This is a genomic window from Deinococcus aerophilus, assembly GCF_014647075.1.
GTDB classification, from domain to species: Bacteria; Deinococcota; Deinococci; order Deinococcales; family Deinococcaceae; genus Deinococcus; species Deinococcus aerophilus.
Genome location: NZ_BMOM01000002.1, coordinates 184,416 through 205,904, shown reverse-complemented (window position 1 = coordinate 205,904; position 21,489 = coordinate 184,416). Strand labels below are relative to the sequence as shown.

At 68.6% G+C, this 21,489-nt stretch carries 19 protein-coding genes; 4 read left to right on the top strand and 15 right to left on the bottom strand.

Translation table 11 applies throughout. The annotated features are described in order from the left end of the window. Window positions 1-240: 240 nt before the first annotated feature. The 12 genes from IEY21_RS02380 to IEY21_RS02325 all read right to left on the bottom strand — a co-directional run bounded on the left by IEY21_RS02380 (window position 241) and on the right by IEY21_RS02325 (window position 12,949). Window positions 241-996, bottom strand: coding sequence for an SDR family NAD(P)-dependent oxidoreductase (locus IEY21_RS02380; protein WP_188900954.1), 756 nt, complete (start codon window positions 994-996; stop codon window positions 241-243). Continuing rightward, window positions 993-2,516: a carboxypeptidase M32 gene (locus tag IEY21_RS02375; protein WP_188900952.1), complete on the bottom strand. Its 1,524-nt coding sequence runs from the start codon at window positions 2,514-2,516 to the stop codon at window positions 993-995. The genes IEY21_RS02380 and IEY21_RS02375 overlap by 4 nt, the downstream gene beginning before the upstream one ends. Continuing rightward, a complete protein-coding gene (locus tag IEY21_RS02370; RefSeq protein WP_188900950.1) occupies window positions 2,509-3,906 on the bottom strand; it encodes a dipeptidase in 1,398 nt (465 codons plus the stop codon). Before IEY21_RS02370 ends, IEY21_RS02375 begins: the two co-directional genes overlap by 8 nt. After that, a complete protein-coding gene (locus IEY21_RS02365; protein ID WP_188900948.1) occupies window positions 3,903-4,676 on the bottom strand; it encodes an SDR family NAD(P)-dependent oxidoreductase in 774 nt (257 codons plus the stop codon). The genes IEY21_RS02370 and IEY21_RS02365 overlap by 4 nt, the downstream gene beginning before the upstream one ends. Further along, window positions 4,673-5,719 (bottom strand): ketopantoate reductase family protein, encoded by a 1,047-nt coding sequence (locus IEY21_RS02360; RefSeq protein ID WP_188900946.1) that lies wholly within the window; start codon window positions 5,717-5,719, stop codon window positions 4,673-4,675. The genes IEY21_RS02365 and IEY21_RS02360 overlap by 4 nt, the downstream gene beginning before the upstream one ends. Beyond that, complete coding sequence (locus tag IEY21_RS02355) at window positions 5,716-6,423, bottom strand: creatininase family protein (protein ID WP_229752802.1); 708 nt, start codon at window positions 6,421-6,423, stop codon at window positions 5,716-5,718. The genes IEY21_RS02360 and IEY21_RS02355 overlap by 4 nt, the downstream gene beginning before the upstream one ends. Next, window positions 6,420-7,451 (bottom strand): GntR family transcriptional regulator, encoded by a 1,032-nt coding sequence (locus tag IEY21_RS02350; RefSeq protein ID WP_229752800.1) that lies wholly within the window; start codon window positions 7,449-7,451, stop codon window positions 6,420-6,422. The genes IEY21_RS02355 and IEY21_RS02350 overlap by 4 nt, the downstream gene beginning before the upstream one ends. Then, the gene (locus IEY21_RS02345; protein WP_188900944.1) at window positions 7,448-8,464 is read right to left on the bottom strand and encodes an ABC transporter ATP-binding protein; all 1,017 of its coding nucleotides are present in this window, start codon (window positions 8,462-8,464) and stop codon (window positions 7,448-7,450) included. The genes IEY21_RS02350 and IEY21_RS02345 overlap by 4 nt, the downstream gene beginning before the upstream one ends. Continuing rightward, a complete protein-coding gene (locus IEY21_RS02340; RefSeq protein WP_188900941.1) occupies window positions 8,461-9,468 on the bottom strand; it encodes an ABC transporter ATP-binding protein in 1,008 nt (335 codons plus the stop codon). The genes IEY21_RS02345 and IEY21_RS02340 overlap by 4 nt, the downstream gene beginning before the upstream one ends. Beyond that, window positions 9,465-10,310, bottom strand: a complete 846-nt coding sequence (locus IEY21_RS02335; RefSeq protein WP_188901032.1) for an ABC transporter permease — start codon at window positions 10,308-10,310, stop codon at window positions 9,465-9,467. The genes IEY21_RS02340 and IEY21_RS02335 overlap by 4 nt, the downstream gene beginning before the upstream one ends. A gap of 37 nt (window positions 10,311-10,347) precedes the next feature. Then, entirely contained in the window at window positions 10,348-11,286 is a 939-nt protein-coding gene (locus tag IEY21_RS02330) for an ABC transporter permease (RefSeq protein WP_188900940.1), read from the bottom strand. Window positions 11,287-11,374: 88 nt separating this feature from the next. Further along, window positions 11,375-12,949 (bottom strand): ABC transporter substrate-binding protein, encoded by a 1,575-nt coding sequence (locus IEY21_RS02325; RefSeq protein WP_188900938.1) that lies wholly within the window; start codon window positions 12,947-12,949, stop codon window positions 11,375-11,377. A gap of 216 nt (window positions 12,950-13,165) precedes the next feature. Here IEY21_RS02325 and IEY21_RS17000 point away from each other — a divergent pair, with 216 nt between their 5' ends. Then, window positions 13,166-13,291, top strand: a complete 126-nt coding sequence (locus IEY21_RS17000; protein ID WP_268237766.1) for a hypothetical protein — start codon at window positions 13,166-13,168, stop codon at window positions 13,289-13,291. A gap of 257 nt (window positions 13,292-13,548) precedes the next feature. Here the strand turns inward: IEY21_RS17000 and IEY21_RS02320 are convergent, their stop codons facing one another. Next, window positions 13,549-15,210 carry an FAD-binding dehydrogenase gene (locus IEY21_RS02320; protein WP_188900936.1) on the bottom strand — a complete coding sequence of 554 codons (1,662 nt, stop codon included), beginning with the start codon at window positions 15,208-15,210 and terminating at the stop codon, window positions 13,549-13,551. A 213-nt stretch (window positions 15,211-15,423) separates the two neighbouring features. On the opposite strand from IEY21_RS02320, the gene IEY21_RS02315 reads away from it, so the two are divergent. The 3 genes from IEY21_RS02315 to IEY21_RS02305 all read left to right on the top strand — a co-directional run bounded on the left by IEY21_RS02315 (window position 15,424) and on the right by IEY21_RS02305 (window position 19,252). Continuing rightward, window positions 15,424-17,229 carry a glycoside hydrolase family 15 protein gene (locus IEY21_RS02315; RefSeq protein ID WP_188900934.1) on the top strand — a complete coding sequence of 602 codons (1,806 nt, stop codon included), beginning with the start codon at window positions 15,424-15,426 and terminating at the stop codon, window positions 17,227-17,229. 115 nt (window positions 17,230-17,344) lie between these two features. Beyond that, a complete protein-coding gene (locus IEY21_RS02310; RefSeq protein ID WP_188900932.1) occupies window positions 17,345-18,253 on the top strand; it encodes a cation diffusion facilitator family transporter in 909 nt (302 codons plus the stop codon). 204 nt (window positions 18,254-18,457) lie between these two features. Next, window positions 18,458-19,252: an EAL domain-containing protein gene (locus tag IEY21_RS02305; RefSeq protein ID WP_229752798.1), complete on the top strand. Its 795-nt coding sequence runs from the start codon at window positions 18,458-18,460 to the stop codon at window positions 19,250-19,252. Between the two features lie 18 nt (window positions 19,253-19,270). Here IEY21_RS02305 and kynA read toward each other — a convergent pair whose 3' ends face one another. After that, window positions 19,271-20,101 (bottom strand): tryptophan 2,3-dioxygenase, encoded by an 831-nt coding sequence (gene kynA, locus IEY21_RS02300; RefSeq protein ID WP_188900930.1) that lies wholly within the window; start codon window positions 20,099-20,101, stop codon window positions 19,271-19,273. Then, complete coding sequence (kynU, locus tag IEY21_RS02295) at window positions 20,098-21,339, bottom strand: kynureninase (RefSeq protein WP_188900928.1); 1,242 nt, start codon at window positions 21,337-21,339, stop codon at window positions 20,098-20,100. The genes kynA and kynU overlap by 4 nt, the downstream gene beginning before the upstream one ends. Window positions 21,340-21,489: the final 150 nt, after the last annotated feature.

Here is a 21,489-nt window from a genome sequence, read left to right as displayed (position 1 = left end):
CAGGAGTGTTCGTTTGTCTATACCGTTCAGGACCGGCACCCAGCGGACACAGCGCCGAAACTGGCCCCCGTTTCCGCTGCCTTCATGCGCGGCAGGGGGAGGCCGGCCGCACCGCAGGGGGCAGACCGAAGCGTTCCAGACAGCAGTTGAACAGCGGCCACCGTCTGGAACGAAGTTCAGAAGTTCAGCTGAGAAGCGGGCAACCAGTGCAGGAAAGGGGCGGCGAGGACAGCGCCGGGCTCAGCCCTGATCCAGCGGACGGATCAGCAACTCATTGACGTTCACCCGCTCCGGCTGGGTCACGGCGTACAACACGGCGGCGGCGATGTCCTCGGATTCCAGGGGCACCATGTCCTTGATGCGGCCCTCGTACATGTCCTTGGTCTGCGTGTGGGTGATGTGGTCGGTGAGTTCGGTGGCGACCACTCCGGGCTCAATGACGGTCACGCGGATGCGGTCCTGCTTCGCTTCCTGGCGCAGCCCCTCGCTGAAGCCGCCCACCGCCCACTTGCTGGCGCTGTACCCGGCGCTCAGGGGACTGGCCCCGCGGCCCGACACCGAGGAGATGTTGACGATGTGCCCGCTTTTTTGGGGCTTCATGACTTCCAGCGCCGCCTGCGAGAGATGCATCAGCGCCGTGACGTTCAGGTCCATCATGCGCTGCAGATCGCTGGGGTCGCCCCCGGCCACCGGCCCGAGGAGCATGATGCCCGCGTTGTTCACCACGATGTCCAGGCGGCCCAGCGCCGTGAGGGTCTGCTGGACGACCGTGGCCGCCTGCCCGCCCTGCGCCAGATCCGAGACGATCACGGCTGACTGCCCGCCCATCTCGCCGATCTTCTGGGCCAGCTCTTCGAGGCGCTCCCGGCGCCGGGCAACCAGGGCAACGGCGGCCCCCTCCTGCGCGAGGGCCAGTGCGGTGGCTTCCCCGATGCCGCTGGACGCGCCGGTGATCAGGGCGACTTTGCCGGTCAACTTGCCGTTTTGCTGGGTCATGCGGTCTGCTCCTTCCTGCCCACGGTGGGGTGGTCCAGGCCATACAGCTCGGTGAATTTGCCGCTGAGATAGTCCAGATACGGCTGTGGGTCCAGGCCGTGTCCGGTGGTGCGCTCCAGCAGTTCGTGGGGCGTGTAGGTGCGGCCATGCTGATAGATGTGTTCGGTCAGCCAGCCGCGCAGGGGCGCGTAGTCCCCGCGGGCGAGCGTGCCTTCCAGATCGGGCACCTGCCGCGTGGCCGCCGCGTAGAACTGCGAGGCCATCACATTCCCGATGGTGTAGGTGGGAAACGAGCCGAACATCCCCGCCGACCAGTGAATGTCCTGCAGCACTCCCCGGGCGTCGTCGGGCACGTCCAGGCCGAGGTCCGCCTTGATGCGGGCGTTCCACGCTTCGGGCAGGTCCCGCACCTCCAGTTCTCCCCCGATCAGCGCCCGTTCCAGTTCCACCCGCAGCATGATGTGCAGGTCGTAGGTGAGCTCGTCGGCCTCCACCCGGATCAGGCTGGCCTGAACGGTGTTCACGGCGCGGTGGAAGGTGGCGGCGTCCACCCCCGCGAGCTGCTCCGGGAAGGCCGCCTGCAGCTGCGGGTGGTGCAGGTCCCAGAAGGCCCGCGAGCGCCCGATGCGGTTTTCCCACAACCGCGACTGGCTTTCGTGGGTGCCGTAGCTCGCCCCGGCCACCGCGTACAGGCCGAGCAGGTCGCTGGTCAGCGCCGTGCGGACGAGGTCCGGGCTGACCCCCTGCTCGTACAGGGCGTGCCCGGTCTCGTGCAGCGTGCCGAACAGCGCACCGGGCAGGAAGTGCTCCTGAAAACGGGTGGTGATGCGCACGTCGCTGCGGGTGAAGCTGATCTCGAAGGGATGGGCCGATTCGTTGAGGCGGCCGCGCCGCGTGTCATAGCCGAATTCCTGCGCCAGGGCCAGCGAGAGGCGCCTCTGCTGCGCCGCCGGATAGTGGGCGTGCAGAAAATCGGTGCGCGGCTGGGGCCGGGCCTGGATGGCCCGCAGCAGGGGCACATGGTGTTCGCGCAACCGGTCAAACAGGGGCCGCAGGGTGGACACGGTCAGCCCCGGTTCGTACATGTTCAGCAGGGCGTCGTAGGGGTAGTCCTCGTAGCCCAGTGCTCCGGCGAGCTGACGGTTGAGCTCCACCATCCGGGTGAGCAGCGGCGCGAACATGTCGAAGTCACTGGCCGCCCTGGCCCGCGCCCAGACGTCCTGCGCCTCGCCCTTCAGAGCGGCGAGTTCACGGGTCAGCTCCGGCGGCACCCGCCGGAGGGCCGAGACGGCGTCCAAGGCCTGCCGGGCGGCGCGGTCTTCCGGACCAACCTCCCGGGCCGCCGCCTCGTAGGCCGGGTCCAGCAGCCTTTCCTGGGCCAGCGCGCTGAGGGTCGCCATCTGCTGCGCCCGCGCGGCGCTGCTCCCGGCGGGCATCTGGGTGCGGGCGTCCCAGTTCAGGACGTTCAGGATGCACAGCAGGTCATTGAGCTCCGCCGAACGGCGCTGAAATTCATTCATGGTCACCTCTGTGGCCCAGCGCGTGCCAGAACTGCGCCCAGGCCCGCTGGCCCTCGTACAGCCGGGGCACGCGGAAGAATTCGTTGGGGGCGTGGATGTCCTCGTCGCCCACCGCAAAGCTGAAAAACACGGTGTCCAGGCCCAGCACGCGCTGAAAGGTTTCCAGCACGGGAATGCTGCCGCCCATGCCCACGTCCAGCGGTGGCCTGCCGTACAGGTCCTCCAGCACCCGGCGGGCCACCACCGCGCCGGGATGATCCCCGGGCAGGCGGTAGGCCCGCGCACCGTGTTCGCTGGGCCGCAGGTCCAGGGTCACGCCGGGCGGCAGGGTGGCCTGCAGGTGCGCCTGGACCAGTTCCACGATGCGCCCCGGCTCCTGCCCCGGCACCAGACGGCAGGTGATCTTGGCGTGGGCCTCGGAGGGCAGCACGGTCTTGCTGCCGTCGCCGGTGTAGCCCCCCCACATTCCGTTGATCTCCAGCGTGGGCCGGTGCCACTGACGCTCCAGCGTGGAGTACCCGGCCTCCCCGTAGAGAGCGGGCGCTCCGGTCTGGGTCAGGTAGGCGGCGTCCTCGAACGGAAGCTCCCGCAGGTCCCCGCGCTGCTCCAGCGTCAGATCAGAAACGCCGTCGTAGAAACCGGGCACCGTTACCCGGCCCGAATCGTCGTGCAGCCCGGCAACCAGCGTCGCCAGCGCGTGCAGCGGATTGTGCACGCTGCCACCGTGCCGCCCGGAGTGCAGGTCCTTGGCCGGGCCGCGCACGGTGAGTTCCAGCGCCGCCAGCCCCCGCGCGCTGACCGTCAGCGAGGGTATCTCGGCGCTCCACATGCCGCCGTCGGCGCTCAGGACGAAATCGGCCCCCAACCGCTCGGCGTGTTCCGCGACCAGCGCGTCCAGGTGGGCGCTGCCGACCTCCTCCTCGCCCTCGAAAAGGAATTTGAGGTTGATGGGCAGCGTCCCGGTGGCCGTGAGGTAGGCGTCCACCACCTGCACGGTGAGCAGCAGCGGTCCCTTGTCGTCGCTGACGCCACGGCCATAGATGCGGTCACCGACGACGGTGGGCGTGAAGGGCGGGGTCTTCCAGCGGTCCAGCGGATCGGGAGGCTGCACGTCATAGTGTCCGTAGACAAGGACGGTCGGGGCGTCCTCACCCGCCTCCAGATGCTCCGCATAGACGGCGGCGTGCCCGGCGGTGGGCCACTGCTCGACCGTATTCAGGCCGGCGCGGCGCAGCCGCTGCTCCAGCCAACCGGCGGCGCGGGCCATGTCCGCGCGGTGGTCCGGCTGGGCGCTGACGCTGGGAATGGAAGCGAAGTCCACCAACTCGGCGAGAGAGGCCGCCGAGCGCTCCTGAAGCAGCGCGAGGACGTCGTGAAGGCCGCCGCTCATTTGCCGCCGTCCACGCTCAGCACCTGACCGCTGATCCAGCCGGCCTCCTCGGAGGCGAAAAACAGCACGGCGTGCGCGATGTCCTCGGGCGTGCCCAGCCGTTTGAGGGCGATGCCCTGCACGAGCTTGCGCTGACCTTCCCCACCGTAGCTCTCCCACTGGCGCTCGGTGGTGGGGTTGCTGCGCACGAAGCCGGGGGCCACGTTGTTCACGGTGATGCCCCATGCGCCCAGCTCGTGGGCCAGCTGACGGGTCAGGCCGATCTGGGCGGCCTTGGCGCTGGCATACGCCTGGATGCCGGTCAGGCTGATGCCCAGGCCCGCGCCGCTGGAGATGTTGATGATGCGCCCCCGTTGCCGGGCCTTCATGTGCGGGGCGACGGCCTGCGCGAAGAAGAAGGCCCCGTCCACATTCACCTGGAAGATGGCCCGCCAGTCCTCCGGGCTGATCTCCTCGATGGGCCGCCCCACCTGACCGAGCACGCCCCCCGCATTGTTGACCAGCACGTCCACGCAGCCCGTCGCCCCAGTCACCTCGGCCACGAAGGCAGCCACCGCCGCGCCGTCCCCGACGTCCACCGTCCGGGTCTGGACCGTCCGGCCATTCTCCTGGGCCAGCCGGGCCGTTTCATTCAGCCCGGACAGGTTCACGTCGCAGGCCCACACGTGCGCGCCCTCGGCCGCAAAAGCATGGGCGATGGTGCGGCCAAAGCCGTGGGCGGCCCCGGTGACCACCACCGTCTGGCCCGTGAAGCGCTGCGGCCGCGTCATGCCCGCTCCGGCAACAGCAAGCCCCGCAGCTCGGTCAGGTTGTCGCGGCTCAGCTCGCGGGTCCCTTCCTCGATCCCATGAATCAGGGCGACCAGATGGGTGGTCAGCGGGGTGGGAACCCCATGCACCGCACCGAAATGCACCACCCAGCCCAGCTGCGCGTCCACCTCGGTGCGGCGCTTGCGCACGGCCAGGTCACGCCAGATGCCGCTGTGGGTCTTGGCGCTGCGGCGGTTGAACGCGACCATCTCGTCCAGACTGGCGTGCGCCGCCGCGTCGCTGGCCCCGGGCAAAAAGGCCGCCGGATCAAAGCCGTTGAAGGCCTCGGGCGTGACTCCGTGCGCGAGCGCCACCCGCATGACCTCGCGGCCCAGTTCGGTGTACAGGGCGCGGTCCTCGGGGCGGTTCAGGGCGTCGGCAATGCTGTCGTGGGTGACCGCAGTGGCAAACAGCAGCGCGCCGTACCCCAGCTTGCTCCACAGGTAGCCCCAGACGTTTGGGCTGAGGATGGCGTGGTCGTCGAAGATCTGGAACAGGGCGTGCAGCCGCCGGGCGCGCTCGGTGATCTGTCCGTCCTGCTCTCCGACCACCACCGCGCCGCGACCGCCGTAATGGACCACGCCGGGTTCCAGATAATCCGCGCCGAAATTGACGAAGCTGCCCAGCACGCGCCCGGCCGGAATGGTCTCGTTGATGATCAGCGGATTCAGACCGTTCTGCACCGAGACGACCATGCCGTCCGGACCCAGGTGGGGCGCGAGGGCCTGGGCCGCCGCCGCCGTGTGCTGCGCCTTGGTACACAGCAGGGCGGTGTCCCACTGCCCCCGCAATTCATCGGGGGTGAAGGCGGGCGCCGAGACGCTGAAGTCTCCAAACGGGCCGGTGATCGTCAGCCCCCGCTCACGGATGGCCGCGACGTGATCGGCGGCCACGTCCACAAAGGTCACCTCCTGCCCGGCGCGGGCCAGATACGCTCCGATGGTTCCGCCGATGGCCCCCGCTCCCCACACGAGCAGGCGTTGGGACCCCTCCTGCGCGGTCACTCCCCCCACCCGCTTTCCAGCAGCGCGCGGGTCTCGGCCACCGCCACATCCCAGATGGCGTGCATGTCCTCGTCGGGGCGCTGGAATTTTCCGCCGTAGTTGCCCTCCCCCAGATAGCCGCGCAGTTCCTGCGGCCCCAGCAGGCGCAGCCGGTTCAGGTCCAGCGCGGCCTTCTCCTCCTCGGGCAGCGTCACGCCCTCCAAGCGGGTCCAGGGAAAGTTCTCCATCCAAGAGGCGTGGCTGGCGTTGGCGTCGGTGGCCTGCACCTTTTTCCATACTTGCGGGGCATTCCACCAGTTGTGGAACTTGACCCGCGCGCCGGGATGATCGGCCATCCACTCGCCCGCAAAGCCCTGCGCCGGGGTGTTGCCGCCGTGCCCGTTGACGATCAGGATGCGCCGGAAGCCCTGCTCGTGCAGGCCGTCCAGAAGGTCGCGCACCACCGAGAGGTAGGTCTGCACCCGCAGGGTGACGCTGCCGGGATAACCCCGGAAATACGGCGTGATGCCGTAGGGCAGCACCGGAAACACGGGGATGCCCAGCGGAGCGGCCGCTTCGTGCGACAGGCGTGCGGGCAGAATGTTGTCCACGCACAGGCTGAGATAAGCGTGCTGCTCGGTGCTGCCCAGCGGCAGAACGCAGCGGTCGTCGGTCTGCAGGTACTCTTCGACCTGCATCCAGTTCATGGTTTCGATGGCAGTCATGGGGTGTCCTTTGTGACGGCGTGGGCCGAGCGGTGGGCGGTGACGGCGGGCAGCACCAGTTCCTCGATGTCGCGCGGGTCGATGATGTGGCGGTACTCGAAAGCGGGCTTGTCGGGCATCAGCTGCCGGACCGACTCCGAGCCGGTGGCGTACAGGGCCACGTCACAGCTGTTGAGCACGGCCGACAGGTTGTCGGCGTTCAGGTGGGTGGCCTGCATGGCCGAGACGTGCGGGGCAAAGCGTTTGACCCCGGCCAGGAAGGTGGGCAGGAATTCCTCGAAGGTGGCCACCACGCCCAGCCGGATCAGCGGACTCAGGGCCGCCAGCGTCGCGCGGGTGCGCTGCGAGGGAATAAAGCCCACCGGTATGACCTCGCGGCCCGGCAGCAGTTCGCGGGTCTCCGCGAGGCGGTGGGCCAGCGCGAGCACCACGTCGGCCCCCTCCACCCCGCGCTGTCCCCGGCCCGCGCGCAGTTCGCCCAGCGTGACGGTCTGGACCCGGTCGGCGGGCGTCAGGGCGGCCTGCACGTCGGCCGCGTAGCTGCGCGTGGCGTCCACGAACAGGCCCACAAGCAACACCCCCACGCCCTGCGGCGCGGGCTGCGGGCTGCGGGCCAGCAACGCGCCTACCGCCTCGCTGATCTGGCGCTGGCTGTAGCCCTCGCGTTCGGCCTGGGCGAGCACGCCCTCGAGCAGGCGGGTCAGGCGGGCCGGATCCGGGCCGGCGGCGCGGCGCGGCGCATCTGCCACGAAGGTGCCGCGCCCGCGCGCCGTGACGATCAGGCCCAGGGCCACCAGTTCCTTGTACACCTGCGCCACCGTCACGTGCGCGACGCCGAGTTCCTGGGACAGCTCGCGGACGCTGGGCAGCCGTTCTCCCCGGGGAATGTCCCCGCAGGCAATGCCGTATTCCAGCTGCCCGCGCAGCTGCGCTCCCACACTCACCCCCAGCGTCCGGTCCACGCTCAGCAGCCAGGATCGGGCCTCTGGTAAAGGGGAAGATGCAGCGTCCAGCACGGTGGTTTTCACCCCCCTACCATAACGGGCGCCGCCGGAACGCCGTCATAAAGATGGCAAGCCACCTCCTGACCCCCGCTCAGGGTCAGCAGCGGCGGCCGCTCCACGGCGCAACGGTCGAAGGCGTGCGCGCAGCGGGTGCGAAAGGCGCAGCCGCTGGGCACGTTCAGCGGACTGGGCAACTCGCCGCTGATGGCCGGGGCCTGCGTGCGGTGCCCGGGGTCCAGGGTCGGTGCGGCGGCGAGCAGGGCCTGGGTATAGGGGTGGCGCGGCGCGGTGAACATCGTCTCGGTGTCGGCCACCTCGACCACCCGGCCCAGGTACATCACGGCAACCCGGTGTGAGAGGTGGCGCACCAGCCGCAGGTCGTGGGCCACGAACAGCACGGTCAGGTGCAGCTGCTCCTGCAGTTCCAGCAGCAGGTTCACGACCTGCGCCTGCACCGACACGTCCAGCGCCGAGACGAGTTCATCGGCGATCAGGCACTCGGGTTCCAGCGCCAGCGCCCGCGCGATGCCGATGCGCTGGCGCTGGCCGCCGCTGAACTCGTGGGGCAGCTTGTTCGCGGCGTCGGGCGGCAGACCCACCAGCGTCAGCAGCTCGCTCACGCGCGCGGGTTGCTCGGCCGCCGGGCGCATGTGGTGCACGCTCAGCGCCTCGCGCAGCACCTGCCCCACCGTCATGCGTGGGTTGAGGCTGGAATACGGGTCCTGAAAGATCATCTGCACCCGGCGGTGGTAGGCCCGCAGTTCGGGGCCGCGCAGCGCCAGCACGTCCTGCCCGCCGTAGCGCACGCTGCCCCGGTCGGCGGCGTACAGCCGGACCAGGGTGCGCGCCAGCGTGGACTTGCCGCAGCCGCTCTCCCCCACGATGCCCAGCGTCTCGCCCCGGCGCACGCTGAGTTCCACGTCGGTCAGGGCCTGCACGGCGCGCCGCGGCTGCCCCCGCCAGCGCGCGATCAGGCCCTGGCGCACCGGAAAGGTCTTGGTGAGGCCACGAATTTCCATCAGCGGCTCAGCGGTCATGCGTGGACCTCCTGCAGTTCGGTTCTCAGCGCGGGCAACTCGTCAAAGTGAATGCAGGCGCTCAGCCGTCCGGGCGCGACTTCCCGCAGCGGAGGCTCGGCGGCGCGGCACTCGTCGGTGACGTGGGCGCAGCGCGGCGCGAACGGGCAGCCAGGCGGCAGGGCACGCAGGTTGGGCGGCCCGCCGGGAATCGGCTGCAGGGGCTGACGCTGCGCCCCGGCCCCCGGCAGGCTCTGCAACAGTCCCAGCGTGTAGGCATGCTTGGGGGCCCGGAACAGCTCATGCACACCCGCCGTCTCGACCAGCCGCCCGCCGTACATCACCGCCACCCGGTCACAGGTCTGGGCCACCACGCCCAGATCGTGCGTGACCAGAATCAGGCCCATGCCCAGCTCGTCGCGCAGGCGCAGCAGCAGACGCAGAATCTGGTCCTGGATGGTCACGTCCAGCGCGGTGGTCGGCTCGTCGGCGAGCAGCAACCTGGGCTCGGAGGCGAGCGCGATGGCGATCATGGCGCGCTGGCGCATTCCGCCGGAAAACTGATGGGGGTAATCCGCGAGGCGGGCGCGCGGGCTGGGAATGCCGGTCAGGTCCAGCAGTTCGGCGGCCCGGTCCTGCGCGGCGCGGCCCCGCAACGCGGTGTGCTCGCGCAGGTTCTCCCCGATCTGCTCGCCCACCGTCAAGACCGGGTTGAGGGCCGACATCGGTTCCTGAAAGATCATGCTGATCTGCGAGCCGCGCACCGAGCGCAGGCGGGCCTCGGACATCTTCAGCAGGTTCTGGCCGCCGTACTCCACCTCGCCGGACATGACGATGGGCGGGCGGTGCAGCCGCAGCAGCGCGCGCAGCGTCACGCTCTTGCCGCTGCCCGACTCGCCCACCAGCCCTAGGACCTCGCCGGGATTCAAATCAAAGTTCACGCCGCGTACCGCATGCAGCTCGCCGCCGGGGGTGGGGATGCGGACGTTGAGGTCACGCACCCGCAGCAAGGGAGCCCCCGTCATGCGCGCGGCCTCAGGGCGTCGGCCAGGCCGTCCCCGATCAGGCTGAAGGTCACGCCCGCCAGCGTCAGGGCCAGGCCCGGAAAGGTGCTGATCCACCACGCGGTCGCCATGAAGTTCTTGCCGTCGGCGACCATCACGCCCCACTCGGGGGTGGGCGGCTGTGCGCCCAGGCCCAGGTAGCCCAGCGAGGCCCCGAGCAGAATGCCCAGGCTCATGTCGGTCATCAGGTACACGATGGCGGGGGTCACGGCGTTGGGCAGCAGGTGACGCAGCAGCACACGCGACGGGCTGTAGCCCAGCACCCGCGCGGCCTGCGCGTACTCGGCTCCCTTCTGTGCGAGCACCTCGCCGCGCGTCAGGCGCCAGTAGCTGACCCAGCCCACCGCGCTGACCGCGATGTACAGGTTGGTCAGGCCCGGCCCGAGCACCGCCACGATGGCGATCACCAGAACCAGGAAAGGAAAGACCACCACCAGATCGGCAATGCGGCCCACGATGGCGTCGCTCCAGCGGCCCAGAAACCCGGTCAGGGCCCCCAGCAGCGTGCCGAAGATGAACGGAAACAGGGTGGTGAAAACGGCGATCTGCAGGTCGATGCGGGTGCCGTAGACCACGCGGCTGAATACGTCGCGCCCGAAATTGTCGGTCCCGAAGGGATGCTTCAGGGAAGGCCCCTTGAGGATGGCCTCGTAGTCGAAGTCGGTGGGGCTGAAGCGGGCCAACAGCTGCGGAAACAGCGCTGCCACAAGCAGCAGCAGCAGCAAGGTCAGCCCGATCAGCAGCGTGGGTTTGGGCCAGCGGCGACGCGGCCGGACCGCCACCTCCAGCACGGGGGAATGCATGGTCGTCACGGGTATCTCCCGGTTGTTATCCCGCGCGTCATGACAGCTCCGCGCGCGGGTCCAGGCGGGCATGGATCAGATCGGTGATCAGGAAGACCACGGACACGATCACGGCAAAGGTCAGGGTCAGGCCCTGAATCACCGGGTAGTCGCGCCCGAAGATGGCGTCCACCATCAACCGGCCAACGCCGGGAATGGCAAACACGGTTTCGGTGATCACGGCCCCGCCGATCAGGGCACCGATGTTCAGGCCCAGCAGCGTGACGGTGGCGATCAGGGCGTTGCGCAGCACGTGGCGCCCCAAAATCACGCGGCCCCGCAGCCCCTTGGCCCGGGCGAATTCCACGTACTCGGCCCCCAGCACCTCGATGACGCTGTTGCGCAGGGTCCGCACCAGAATGGCCGCGAGGTTCAGGCCCAGCGTCAATGCGGGCAAGAACAGGTGGTATAGGTGGCCGGTAAAACCCTCGCCGTAGCCGCCGATGGGAAACCAGCCCAGGCGTGCGCCCAGCAGGGTCAGCAGTTGCAGCGCTACATAGAACACGGGCAGCGACAGCCCCACCTGAAACACGCCCCGGATCAGCGCGTCCACCCAGGTGTTGCGGCGCACGGCGGCGAGCACCGCCAGCGGCACGGCCATCAACACGCCCAGCACGGCGGCGTAGGCGGTCAGAAACAGCGTGGTGGGCAGCCGTTCCAGAATCAGGCGCAGCACCGGCACCTTCAGGCTGATGCTGTCTCCCAGGTTGCCCTGCAAAAGATTTCCAACAAAAATCCCGAACTGCACGGGCAGGGGTTTGTCCAGGCCCAGGGCCCGGTTGGTGCGCTCGACGACTTCCTCGGTGGCACGGTCTCCCAGAATGGCGCTGGCCGGATCGCCGGGCAACAGCCGCACCAGCAGGAAAACCACCAGCATGACCGCCAGAAAGGTCGGAATGATCTGAAGGAGCCGTTTGATGACGTAATTGGCGTGCATATTGAATTCCTCCGGTCCCTGGCCCAGCCGGACAGGGAAGCGCCGCCTCATGAATGACTGGGCGGCGCCTCGAACCCCTCGACTGGGGTTACTTGTCCAGATATGCCCCGGCAAAGATGTTGTTGCCCAGCGGAATCTGCACAAAGCCCTTGACCTTGTTCGACAGCGCCACCGGATACGGCGTCTCGTAGAGGTACACGATCGGCGCGGCCTTGAGGTAGATGCTCTGAATCTGCTGGTACTGCGCGGCGCGTTTGGCCGGATTCAGTTCCTGCTGACTCTGGGCAAACAGCTTGTCGATCTCGGCGCTCTTGAAGCCGGTGTGGACCGACTCGATGTTGTCAAAGAGCGTGTAGTAGCTGGTGATCTGGCTGGGATCGTTGATGTCGTTGGTCCAGGCCGCCGTGCGCATCTGGAAGTCGTTGGCGCGGTAACGGGCAGTCTTGGTGGCGGCGTCGAGCTGCTCGATCTTGAGCTTGACGCCAATCGCTCCCCACATCTGCTGCAGGGCGGTCAGCAGGGCCAGATCGTCGGCGCTGCCGCTGGTCGCCAGCACGGTGACCTCAAAGCCGTCCTTGAATTTGCTCGCCGCCATCAGGGCCTTGGCCTTGGCCAGATCGTACGGGAACCCGGGCTGCTTGGCATCGAACAGCGGCGTGGTGGAGGACATGTACGACTTCATCAGCTTGCCGGTGCCGTAGGTGACCACCTGAATCAGCGCGTCCTTGTTGGCGGCGTAGTTCAGCGCCTGACGAACGTTGACGTCGCTCAGCGGGTTCACGGTGCCGTCGTTCAGCTTGGGCCGGTTGTTCATCAGGATGCTGTTGACCTTGGTGGAGGGAAACAGCGTCATGTTGATGTTCGGGGCCTTTTTCAGCTCGGCCACGCGGCTCAGCGGAATGAATTCTGCGCCCTGCAGCTCGCCGGCCTGCAGTTTCAGGATGCGGGTGTTGTCGTCGGGAATGATCTCGAAGCGCACGCTGTCCAGGTAGGGCAGCGCTTTGCCATCGTCTCCCTTCTTCCAGTAGTAGGGATTGCGCTTCATGACCATGTACGAGCCGCGCTTCCACTCGCTCAGGACAAAGGGACCGGAGCCCACCGGCTTCTCGGCAAAGGCCTTGGCCTTCTCGGCGTCGTTCTTGCCGGGCGCGGCGGTGAACAGCTTCTGCGGCATGATCGCGGCGTTGAAGGTGGCCAGCGCGGCGGGCAGGGTAGGGTCGGGCTGCTTGAGGTTCAGCGTCACCTTGTTGCCGCTCGCGACAATGGAGCTGATGCTTGCCAGCGAGCTGTTCCAGGCCCCCGCTTCAGGATTGCGGGCGCGGTCCAGCGACCACTTCACGTCGGCCGCCGTCAGGGCGCTGCCGTCGGCAAACTTCAGGCCCGGGCGCAGGGTCAGCACCATGCTCTTGCCGTCCTTGGCCGTCGTGTAGCTGCTGGCCAGTCCCGCCTGCACGCCCTTGCCGTCGGTGGTCGGCTGCAGCAGGGTGTCGTACAGGTTGGTCAGAATCCAGATGTCGAGGTTGGCGTCGTTGAGCACCGGGTCCAGAAACAGAGAGTCGGCGTAGCGGCCGTAGACCAGCTGGCCTCCCCGGGTGGCGGCGAGGGCCTGTCCAGCGGCGAGGGCAGCGGCGAGCACGAGGGCAGAACGGGTCAGGCTTTTCATAGGCGACCTCCAGAACACTCTGTACATTCTTGTGTTTGTTACGGGCAACCATAACACTTTGGAAGGCCTTTGAGAAGTCTTTAAGAAGACTGGTCTGCCAGACAGATGAAGTGTGCCCGCCGGGTCTGACTTTCTGCCGGGATGGGAGACCGGAACTGACCCCGCCTTCAACACCGGACGACCAACGTCACGGCCGGCGGCAAGACCCTTATGGACATGCTGCTGGCGCGTGCGCCCAGCCTGAGCCTGGAACTCGATACCGTGTGGGTCCACGTGGAGCGCACACCGCCCGTTCACCTCAAGGACCTGCGGCGCGAGGGAGAGACCGCACCGTCGAGCTAGGAGCGGGCGAGGTGCTGCTGGCAGCGATTCTGGAGGCCCTTTCGCCGGGAGCTTCAGTGTTCTACGGGCAGGACCATGCCGACGGCCTGAACAGCCTGCGAACCAGCCCGGCCTAACTGAGGAGCCTCGAAACACAGCACCGCTCCGTGTCTGACGGCGCTGCATCTGACCGTGCCGCTCCTGAACCGCGCGGCCGCTCGGTCCGGACTGCGCGGCGGCGATGCCCCTGTCGGGCTACGTTCCCGGCCAGGGCTGACCTACCCCAGCGCCCCCGCCGCGCACCGGCCGGCGACCCGCCCGCTGAACAGGCAGCCTCCCAGAAAGGTGCCTTCCAGCGAGCGGTAACCGTGCAGGCCGCCGCCGCCGAAGCCCGCGACCTCGCCGGCCGCGTACAGACCCGGCATCGGCTGGCCGGCGGCGTCCAGAACCCGCGCCTGCAGATCGGTTTCCAGGCCGCCCAGGGTCTTGCGGGTCAGGATGTTCAGCCGGACGGCGATCAGGGGTCCGGCCGCCGGGTCCAGCAGCGGCGCAGGCTTGACGATGCGGATCAACCGCTCGTTGATGAACGCGCGCGCCCCCGTGACGACGGCGAGCTGCGGGTCCTTGCCGAAGGGGTTGGCAACTTGCAGGTCGCGGTCGGCAACCTCGCGCTGCACGGTCTCAAGATCCACCGCCTCATCCCCGATCAGTTCGTTCATGCCGCGCACCAGTTCAGGCAGGCTGCCGCGCACCACAAAATCCGCGCCGTGGTCCATGAAGGCCTGCACCGGGGGGGCCACCCTTCTGCCCAACCGCCCGGCCACCCCCCGCCAGTCCCGGTTGGTCAGATCCAGGTTTTGTTCGCTGCCGGAGAGGGTGAATTCTTTTTTGATGACTGCGCGGTTGAGCACAAACCAGGTGTGGGGATAGCCGTGCGTGGTGATGTGCTGCAGGGTACCCAGGGTATCGAAGCCGGGGTAATGGGGGTACGGCAGCCGGCGGCCGTCCGGCGCGAGCCACAGGCTGCTCGGCCCCGGCAGGATGCGAATGCCGTGCATGGCCCAGATGGGATTCCAGTTGCGGACTCCTTCGGTGTAGTGCCACATGCGGTCGCGGTTGATCAGCCGCGCCCCGGCCCGCTCGGCCATGGCCTGCGCCGCGCCGTCCACATGCTGCGGCACCCCGGAGACCATGAATTTCGGCGCGGGACCCAGGCGCTGGGTGGGCCAGTTCTGGCGCACCAGCTCATGGTTGCCGCCGATGCCCCCGGAAGTGAGAATCACCGCCCCGGCGTTCAGATCGAAGTCGTCCACGACCACCCGCGAACTCGCCTCGCCGCGCCCCACCCCCGAGGGTTCCAGCACGTCGCCGTGGACGCCATGCACCACGCCGCCCGTGATGTTCAGGCCGCGCACGCGGTGGCGAAAGCGGAAGGTGATGCGCCCCGCTGCCACGTGCCCGCGCACCCGCCGCTCGAAGGGCTCCACGACGCCCGGCCCGGTGCCCCAGGTGATGTGAAAGCGCGGCACGCTGTTGCCGGGACCGCCCGCACCCTGCCCGCCGCGCTCGGCCCAGCCCACGCCGGGAAAGAAACGCACGCCCTGCGCCGCCAGCCAGCCGTACTTTTCCCCGGCGGCAAACTCCACGTAGGCCTCGGCCCAGCGGCGCGGCCAGTGGTCCTCCGGGCGGTCGAATCCGGCCGTGTTCTGCCAGTCGCGCCACGCCAGGGTATGGCTGTCGCGGATGCCCAGACGCCGCTGCTCGGGTGTGTCGATCAGAAACAGGCCACCAAACGACCAGTACGCCTGTCCGCCCAGATTCTGCTCGCCCTCCTGGTCCAGCAGCAGCACGCGCCGGCCAGCGTCGGCGGCCTCGGCGGCGGCGACCAGTCCGGCCAGGCCTGCGCCGACCACGATGATGTCCGTCTCGTGTGGGGTCATGGGTTCTCCTTCAGGCCGGCCATCTTCCGGTCTGTGTCGCAGTGAAGTCGAATGGCCCCATTGTGCCGCATGCAGGGCGGTGTTCGCCGGAGGCGGCGTGGGCCACAGGGCTGGGCAGGGACCACAGGCGCGCCCGAATCCAATCAACACCTGGGGAAAAGAACCAGAGTTCTGGAGGGGGATGCTCTAGTGTGGCCGGGACCGGAGGTGGCAATGACGCAAGACACGGAACCACGGAAGCAGGCGGAACAGCTGCCGCAGGACGAGCGGGCGGCACAGGAACCGCGCCTGCGTGATCTGGCCCTGCTGAGTGACCGGCGCAGCGCCGCCCTGGTGAGCGCGCTGGGTGAAGTGGTGTGGTACTGCCCGGGCCGCTTCGACGCACCCTCCCTGCTTGCGCGCCTGCTGGACCCGGTGCGCGGCGGCTCGTGGGCCGTGGTGTGCCCGGGAGCGCAGGGCGGTGGCCGCAGCTACGTCGCGGACAGCGCCGTTCTGGAATCGCGCCTGCGGCTGGAAAGCAGCGGTGGAGGCGCTCCCCTGGCCCTGACCCTGACCGATTTCATGCCGTTCGGGAAGGGGCTGCCTTCCGGACTGTGCCGTACGCTCTCGCCGGCCCCACAGCCGCTTGAACTGGTGCTGCGCGCCGCCCCCGACTACGCCCGCCGGGAAGCCCATCTGCGGCCCGATGGCGCGGGCGTGCAGATCAGTGACCGCCAGTGGCTGTACGCCTCGCACCCGCCGCGCATTGAGGAGGGCGCCGTGGTGGTCCGCGTGCCGGCCGGCGAGGCGGCCTGGGCTCTGCTGAGCGATGATCGGCTGGACGCGGCCCCCGGCTGGGCCGACGTGGCCCGCTGGCGCGAACAGACCCTCGCGGCGTGGCAGGAACTCGCGGCGCACGCGGGTTACCACGGCCCGTACCAGCACGCGGTGCGTTCCTCGCTGCGGGCGCTGCGTATGCTCACCGACGGGAACAGCGGCGCCACCATCGCCGCCCCCACCACCAGCCTGCCCGAGGTGGCGGGCGGCGACAAGAACTGGGACTACCGCTACGTGTGGCTGCGGGACGCCGGTATGGTGGTCAGCGCCCTGACCCGGATAGAGAGCGACGGCAGCGAGGGCCGACAGTTTCTGGCCTTCATCTGCGGAACCGCACACCGCGAGGACGGTCTGCCCGCGCCGCCGTTCATGACGGTGGGCGGCGGCGACCCGCCCGCCGAGATCGAACTGAATCTGCGCGGTTACCAGGACAGCCGCCCGGTCCGGATTGGAAACGGAGCGCGCGGACAGCTGCAGCTCGACGCCTACGGCAACGTGCTGCTCGCCGCCAAGCTGATCTATGAGCGTTTCGGTACCCGCGAGCACTGGAGCGTGGTGGAACGTCTGGCCGAGTACCTGTGCGACCACTGGCAGGACGACGATTACGGCATCTGGGAAGAGCGTCAGAAACGTCCCTACGTGGCGGGCAAGGTCCTGGCCGCCACCGCCCTGGAATACATCGCCGGGTCCGCCTCCACTCCGGAGCAGGCCGCCCGCTGGCGCCGGGCCGCCGCCGCCGCGCGGGACTGGGTTGCGTGCCATGGCCTGACCGCCGAGGGCGCCTACGCCTACGTGGCGGGCGAGGAGGGGGTGGACCTGACGGCGGCCCTGTATCCGGTCTGGGGCTACTGCGCCCCCGACACCCCGGAGATGCTTGCGACCCTGCGGGTGCTGGAACGCGACTACTGCCACAACCACCTGTACTGGCGGCATCTGGCCGGTGAGACGGACCGGCGGGAGGGCGTCTTCCTGGCGGGGACCCTGTGGGTGGCGCAGTACTGGGTCATGCGGGACCCGCAGCGGGCCAGAACCATCCTGGAAGCGGTCCTGGCCCAGGCGAGCGACCTGGGCTTCCTGGCCGAGGAAGCCGATCCCTGGACCGGCGAGTTGCTGGGCAACTACCCGCAGACGTTTGTTCACGCGGCCCTGATCGGCATGGTCATCGACCTCAAGGCGGCCCTGGCTGACCTGGAAGCGGTCTGATCTCCACCCCGCCGCCATCCTCCGCGTTTGAATAAACGTCGGCTCATCGGGCGCGTGGCCCTGCCCGGTACGGTGAAAGGATGCCCTGTCTTCCTCGAGCCCGGTGTCCGGCGCCATGACGGACCACGACCACGCGGCTTCCGGCCACAACCACGGAGCGAACGCCAACGCCCGGCAGCTGGCCCTGGCGCTGGGTCTGACGGCCAGTTTTCTGGTGGTCGAGGTGATCTACAGCTTCATCTCGGGCAGCCTGGCGCTGCTTTCGGACGCCGGACACATGCTCACCGACGTGATGGCGCTGGTGCTCTCGCTGCTCGCGATCCGTGTGGGGGCGCGACCGGCCGACCGGCGGCGCACCTTCGGCTACCGCCGTGCCGAGATTCTGGCGGCGGCGGTGAACGCCGGGGCGCTGTTTGCCGTTGGCCTCTACATCCTGGTGGAGGCGTACTCGCGCCTGCGTGAACCGGTCACGGTGCAGTCCACACCCATGCTGATCGTGGCCGTGCTGGGCCTGATCGTCAATGTGATCAGCGCCCGCATTCTGGTGGGCGGCAGCACGCAGAACCTGAATCTCAAGTCGGCCTACCTGGAGGTGATGGGCGACCTGCTGGGGTCGGTCGCAGTGATCGCCGGGGCCGTGATCATCCGGGTGACCGGCCTGAGCTGGGTGGATCCGGTGCTGGGCGCACTGATCGGCCTGTGGGTGCTGCCGCGCACCTGGACGCTGCTGCGCCAGAGCGTGAACGTGCTCCTTGAAGGTGTGCCCGAGGGCCTGGACCTGAGAAGCTTGCGTGCCGACCTTGCGGCGCTGCCCGGTGTGCAGGGCGTCCACGACCTGCACGTATGGAGCGTGACCAGCGGACAGAACAACCTGACGGCCCATCTGGTCGCGCCCGATCCGGTTCCGGCGCTGCTGCCTCGGGTGGAGGAACTGGCCCGGCAGCACGGCATTGACCACGTCACTGTCCAGCTGGAGGCTCCGGATGCCCACGGCGAGCACGGCGACGAACACCTGCATCCGTGAGTCTGGGAAACCAGGACCCGTGGCCGAGCGGAAACGCTGGGATGTCCGGGCCGGGACAGATGACCCTCTGTGGCGTGTATTCCCGAACAGATGAACAGGATGATTCATCGTCCTGGATGCGTGGTTGTGCCAGACGTGTCAGACCCCCCACCTATACTGAAGAAACTTTGCGAGCCTGTTTCCTCATTCCGAACACCATCTGTCATGACTGACCGCACTGCTCCCTGCCGTGCGTGTCAGGTTCCGCCCGCCTCACCGCTGACGCTGCAGATGGCCTTCCAGCCCATCGTGGACATGAGCCGCCGTGAGGTCTACGCCTACGAGGCGCTGGTGCGCGGGCCCCAGGGCCAGCCGGCGGGCTGGGTGTTCGAGCAGTTCCAGGCGGCCCAGGACAGCGCGGGGGCGCCGGATGTGGGCAGCCTGTACCACCTTGACCAGCAGTGCCGCATGACTGCCATCCGCAGCGCGGCCCGCCTGGGCATGCAGACCCGGCTGTCCATCAACATCATGCCCAACGCGGTATACAACCCTCGAACGTGCATACAGGCCACCCTGCAGACGGCGCGTGAGGTGGGCTTTCCGCTGGAGCGGCTGCTCTTTGAGATCACCGAACACGAGCAGGTACCCGACGCGGCGCATGTGCGGAACATCATTGACACTTACCGGGCCTGGGGCTTTGGCACCGCGCTGGACGACTACGGTGCGGGACATGCCAACCTGGGCCTGTTGCTCGCAATCCGCCCGGATGTGGTGAAGATTGACCGCACGGTGGTCAGCGGCCTTCACCATGACCGCTGGCAGCAAGCGGCGCTGCGCCACATGGCCCAGTTTGCCCGGGAAGCCGGGGTGCTGCTTGTGGCCGAGGGAGTGGAGGATCTCGCCGAGGCGCGCTGCCTGCTCTCGCTGGGCATCACGCACATGCAGGGATATGCCCTGGCCCGTCCCGGGCTGGAGTGCCTGCCTGAAATTGCCCCGGAAGTCTACGCGCAGCTCAACTGAAGGGGAGGGCGCTTCGGCCTACAACCGGGTCCGCACCTCCCACAGTTCGGGAAACAGCACCGTGTTCAGGGCCGCGCGCAGGTACCCCGCACCGCTCGTGCCGCCCGACCCGGCCTTGAAGCCGATGGTGCGCTCCACCGTGGTGAGGTGGTTAAAGCGCCAGCGCCGGAAGTTGTCCTCCACGTCCAGCAGCTTCTCGGCCAGCTCGTACAGGTCCCAGTAGGTGTCGGGGGCACGGTACACGGTCAGCCACGCGTCCAGCACGGCCTCGTTGAGGACCGGCGGCTGGGTGAGGTCCCGCTCCAGCACCTCCCGGGGCACCGGCAGTCCCCGCGCGGCGAGCAGCCGCAGCGCCAGGTCGTACAGGCTGGGGGCGTGCAGGTCCGCTTCCAGCGGGTCATGCAGGTCGGGACGGTGTTCGTGCGGGCGCAGCAGCACCGCGCGGCGGTTGCCGAGCAGAAATTCCACCGTGCGGTAGCTCGCCGACTGAAAGCCCGACGCCTGCCCGAAGGCGTGCCGGAACTGCAGATAGTCGGCGGGCGTCATGGTCTTGAGAACTTCCCAGGCGTTCGTGAGTTGCTCCTGTGCGCGGACCACGCGGGTCAGCATCTTCAGCGGCGTGTCGGTGATGCCCCCATGAAGCAGTGTCATGGCCGCCCGCAGCTCGCGCACGATCAGTTCCAGCCACACCTCCGAGACGTGGTGAACGGCGATAAACAGGTGCTCGTCGTGGGCCCCGGTGATGGGCCGGTGCGCGGCCTTGAGCGTATCCAGCTGCAGGTAATCGCCGTAGCTCAGGCTGTGGCTGAAGTCGGTATGTGCGCGTTCCGGAGCGTCCTGATCGCTCATGCTCCGCGCTCCTCCAGCACCGCCCGGATGCCCTGTACCGCCCGCCACACGTCCGCGTGCGAGTGGTACAGCGGCGTGAAGCCGAAGCGCAGGATGTCCGGCGTGCGGAAATCACCCAGAATGCCCCGCCCGATCAGGGCGTCCATCACGGCCCGCGCTTGGGGGTGCTGGTACGACACCTGACTGCCGCGCTCGGCGTGGGCCCGCGGCGTCACCAGCGTCAGCGGATGCTGCGCCGCCAGCGGCTCCATCAGCTCGATAAAGGCGTCGGTCAGCGACAACGACTTGGCGCGGAGTTCGGCCATGTCCACATCGGCAAATACGTCCAGCGCCGCGTCCAGGGCGCTCAGGCTCAGGACCATCGGCGTGCCCACCACGTAGCGCCGCGCCCCGGGAGCGGGCGTGAAGTCGCGCGCCATCTCAAAGGGATCGGCGTGGCCCATCCAGCCGCTCAGGAACACCGGCGCAGCGTGGTGCCGCTGTGCCACGAACAGGAACGCGGGAGCGCCCGGGCCGCCGTTGAGGTACTTGTAGCCGCAGCCCAGCGCGAAGTCCACGTCCGCGCCGTTCAAGTCCACCGGAAAGGCTCCGGCCGAGTGCGCGAGGTCCCAGACCGTCAGAATGCCCTGTGCGTGCGCGCGCGCCGTGAATCCGGCCAGATCCATCCGGCGCCCGGTGCGGTAGTCCACCTCGGTCAGCAGGGTGACGGCCACCTCGTCGGTCAGGTGCCCTTCCAGCTCGGCTCCCGGCACGCGCCGCACCTCATAGCGCCCGTCCAGCAGCGCGTTGAGGCCCTGGGCCACGTACAGATCGGTGGGAAAGTTGTCGGCATCGGTGAGGATCACGCGGCGTTCCGGCGGCGCGAGGTGCAGGGCGGCGGCGAGGGCCTTGAAGATGTTCACGCCGGTGCTGTCTCCCACCGAGAGCTCGTGTGGCTGCGCGCCGACCAGCGGGGCCAGCTTGGCGGCCACCCGGTCGGGCAGGTTCATCCAGCCCTGTCCTGTCCCGGCCCCCGCCGTCCAGGATCGGATCAGGCCAGCGCCCCACTCCTGCTCGGCCACCTGGGCAAGCCGGGCGGGTACGCGCCGGGGCAGCGCTCCTAGGCTGTTGCCGTCCAGATACACCACGCCGTCCGGCAGGATGAATTCGGCGCGTTTGTGGGCCAGCGGATCGCGGGCATCCTTCTCTTGCAGCTGGCTGAGGGCAGAATCGGCAAACAGGCGGTCAAAGACAGTCATAGCACAACACCTCTGAAAGAGACAGGCGGGTTCGCCCCGCACGGGGGCACGGCAGGCAGGGCCCGTCAGCGCCGCAGCGGGCGGCCCAGTTTGGCGCACCACCAGCCGTGCAGGGCGCGGGCGATGTCGTTTGCCCCGGCGCGCGCACGG

Bases quoted from the DNA above. Each gene is read 5' to 3' on its own strand.
- IEY21_RS02380 (WP_188900954.1), bottom strand. From the start codon at position 996: ATGACCCAGCAAAACGGCAAGTTGACCGGCAAAGTCGCCCTGATCACC.
- IEY21_RS02375 (WP_188900952.1), bottom strand. From the start codon at position 2,516: ATGAATGAATTTCAGCGCCGTTCGGCGGAGCTCAATGACCTGCTGTGC.
- IEY21_RS02370 (WP_188900950.1), bottom strand. From the start codon at position 3,906: ATGAGCGGCGGCCTTCACGACGTCCTCGCGCTGCTTCAGGAGCGCTCG.
- IEY21_RS02365 (WP_188900948.1), bottom strand. From the start codon at position 4,676: ATGACGCGGCCGCAGCGCTTCACGGGCCAGACGGTGGTGGTCACCGGG.
- IEY21_RS02355 (WP_229752802.1), bottom strand. From the start codon at position 6,423: ATGACTGCCATCGAAACCATGAACTGGATGCAGGTCGAAGAGTACCTG.
- IEY21_RS02345 (WP_188900944.1), bottom strand. From the start codon at position 8,464: ATGACCGCTGAGCCGCTGATGGAAATTCGTGGCCTCACCAAGACCTTT.
- IEY21_RS02340 (WP_188900941.1), bottom strand. From the start codon at position 9,468: ATGACGGGGGCTCCCTTGCTGCGGGTGCGTGACCTCAACGTCCGCATC.
- IEY21_RS02335 (WP_188901032.1), bottom strand. From the start codon at position 10,310: ATGCATTCCCCCGTGCTGGAGGTGGCGGTCCGGCCGCGTCGCCGCTGG.
- IEY21_RS02330 (WP_188900940.1), bottom strand. From the start codon at position 11,286: ATGCACGCCAATTACGTCATCAAACGGCTCCTTCAGATCATTCCGACC.
- IEY21_RS02325 (WP_188900938.1), bottom strand. From the start codon at position 12,949: ATGAAAAGCCTGACCCGTTCTGCCCTCGTGCTCGCCGCTGCCCTCGCC.
- IEY21_RS17000 (WP_268237766.1), top strand. From the start codon at position 13,166: ATGCTGCTGGCGCGTGCGCCCAGCCTGAGCCTGGAACTCGATACCGTG.
- IEY21_RS02320 (WP_188900936.1), bottom strand. From the start codon at position 15,210: ATGACCCCACACGAGACGGACATCATCGTGGTCGGCGCAGGCCTGGCC.
- IEY21_RS02315 (WP_188900934.1), top strand. From the start codon at position 15,424: ATGACGCAAGACACGGAACCACGGAAGCAGGCGGAACAGCTGCCGCAG.
- IEY21_RS02310 (WP_188900932.1), top strand. From the start codon at position 17,345: ATGACGGACCACGACCACGCGGCTTCCGGCCACAACCACGGAGCGAAC.
- IEY21_RS02305 (WP_229752798.1), top strand. From the start codon at position 18,458: ATGACTGACCGCACTGCTCCCTGCCGTGCGTGTCAGGTTCCGCCCGCC.
- kynA (WP_188900930.1), bottom strand. From the start codon at position 20,101: ATGAGCGATCAGGACGCTCCGGAACGCGCACATACCGACTTCAGCCAC.
- kynU (WP_188900928.1), bottom strand. From the start codon at position 21,339: ATGACTGTCTTTGACCGCCTGTTTGCCGATTCTGCCCTCAGCCAGCTG.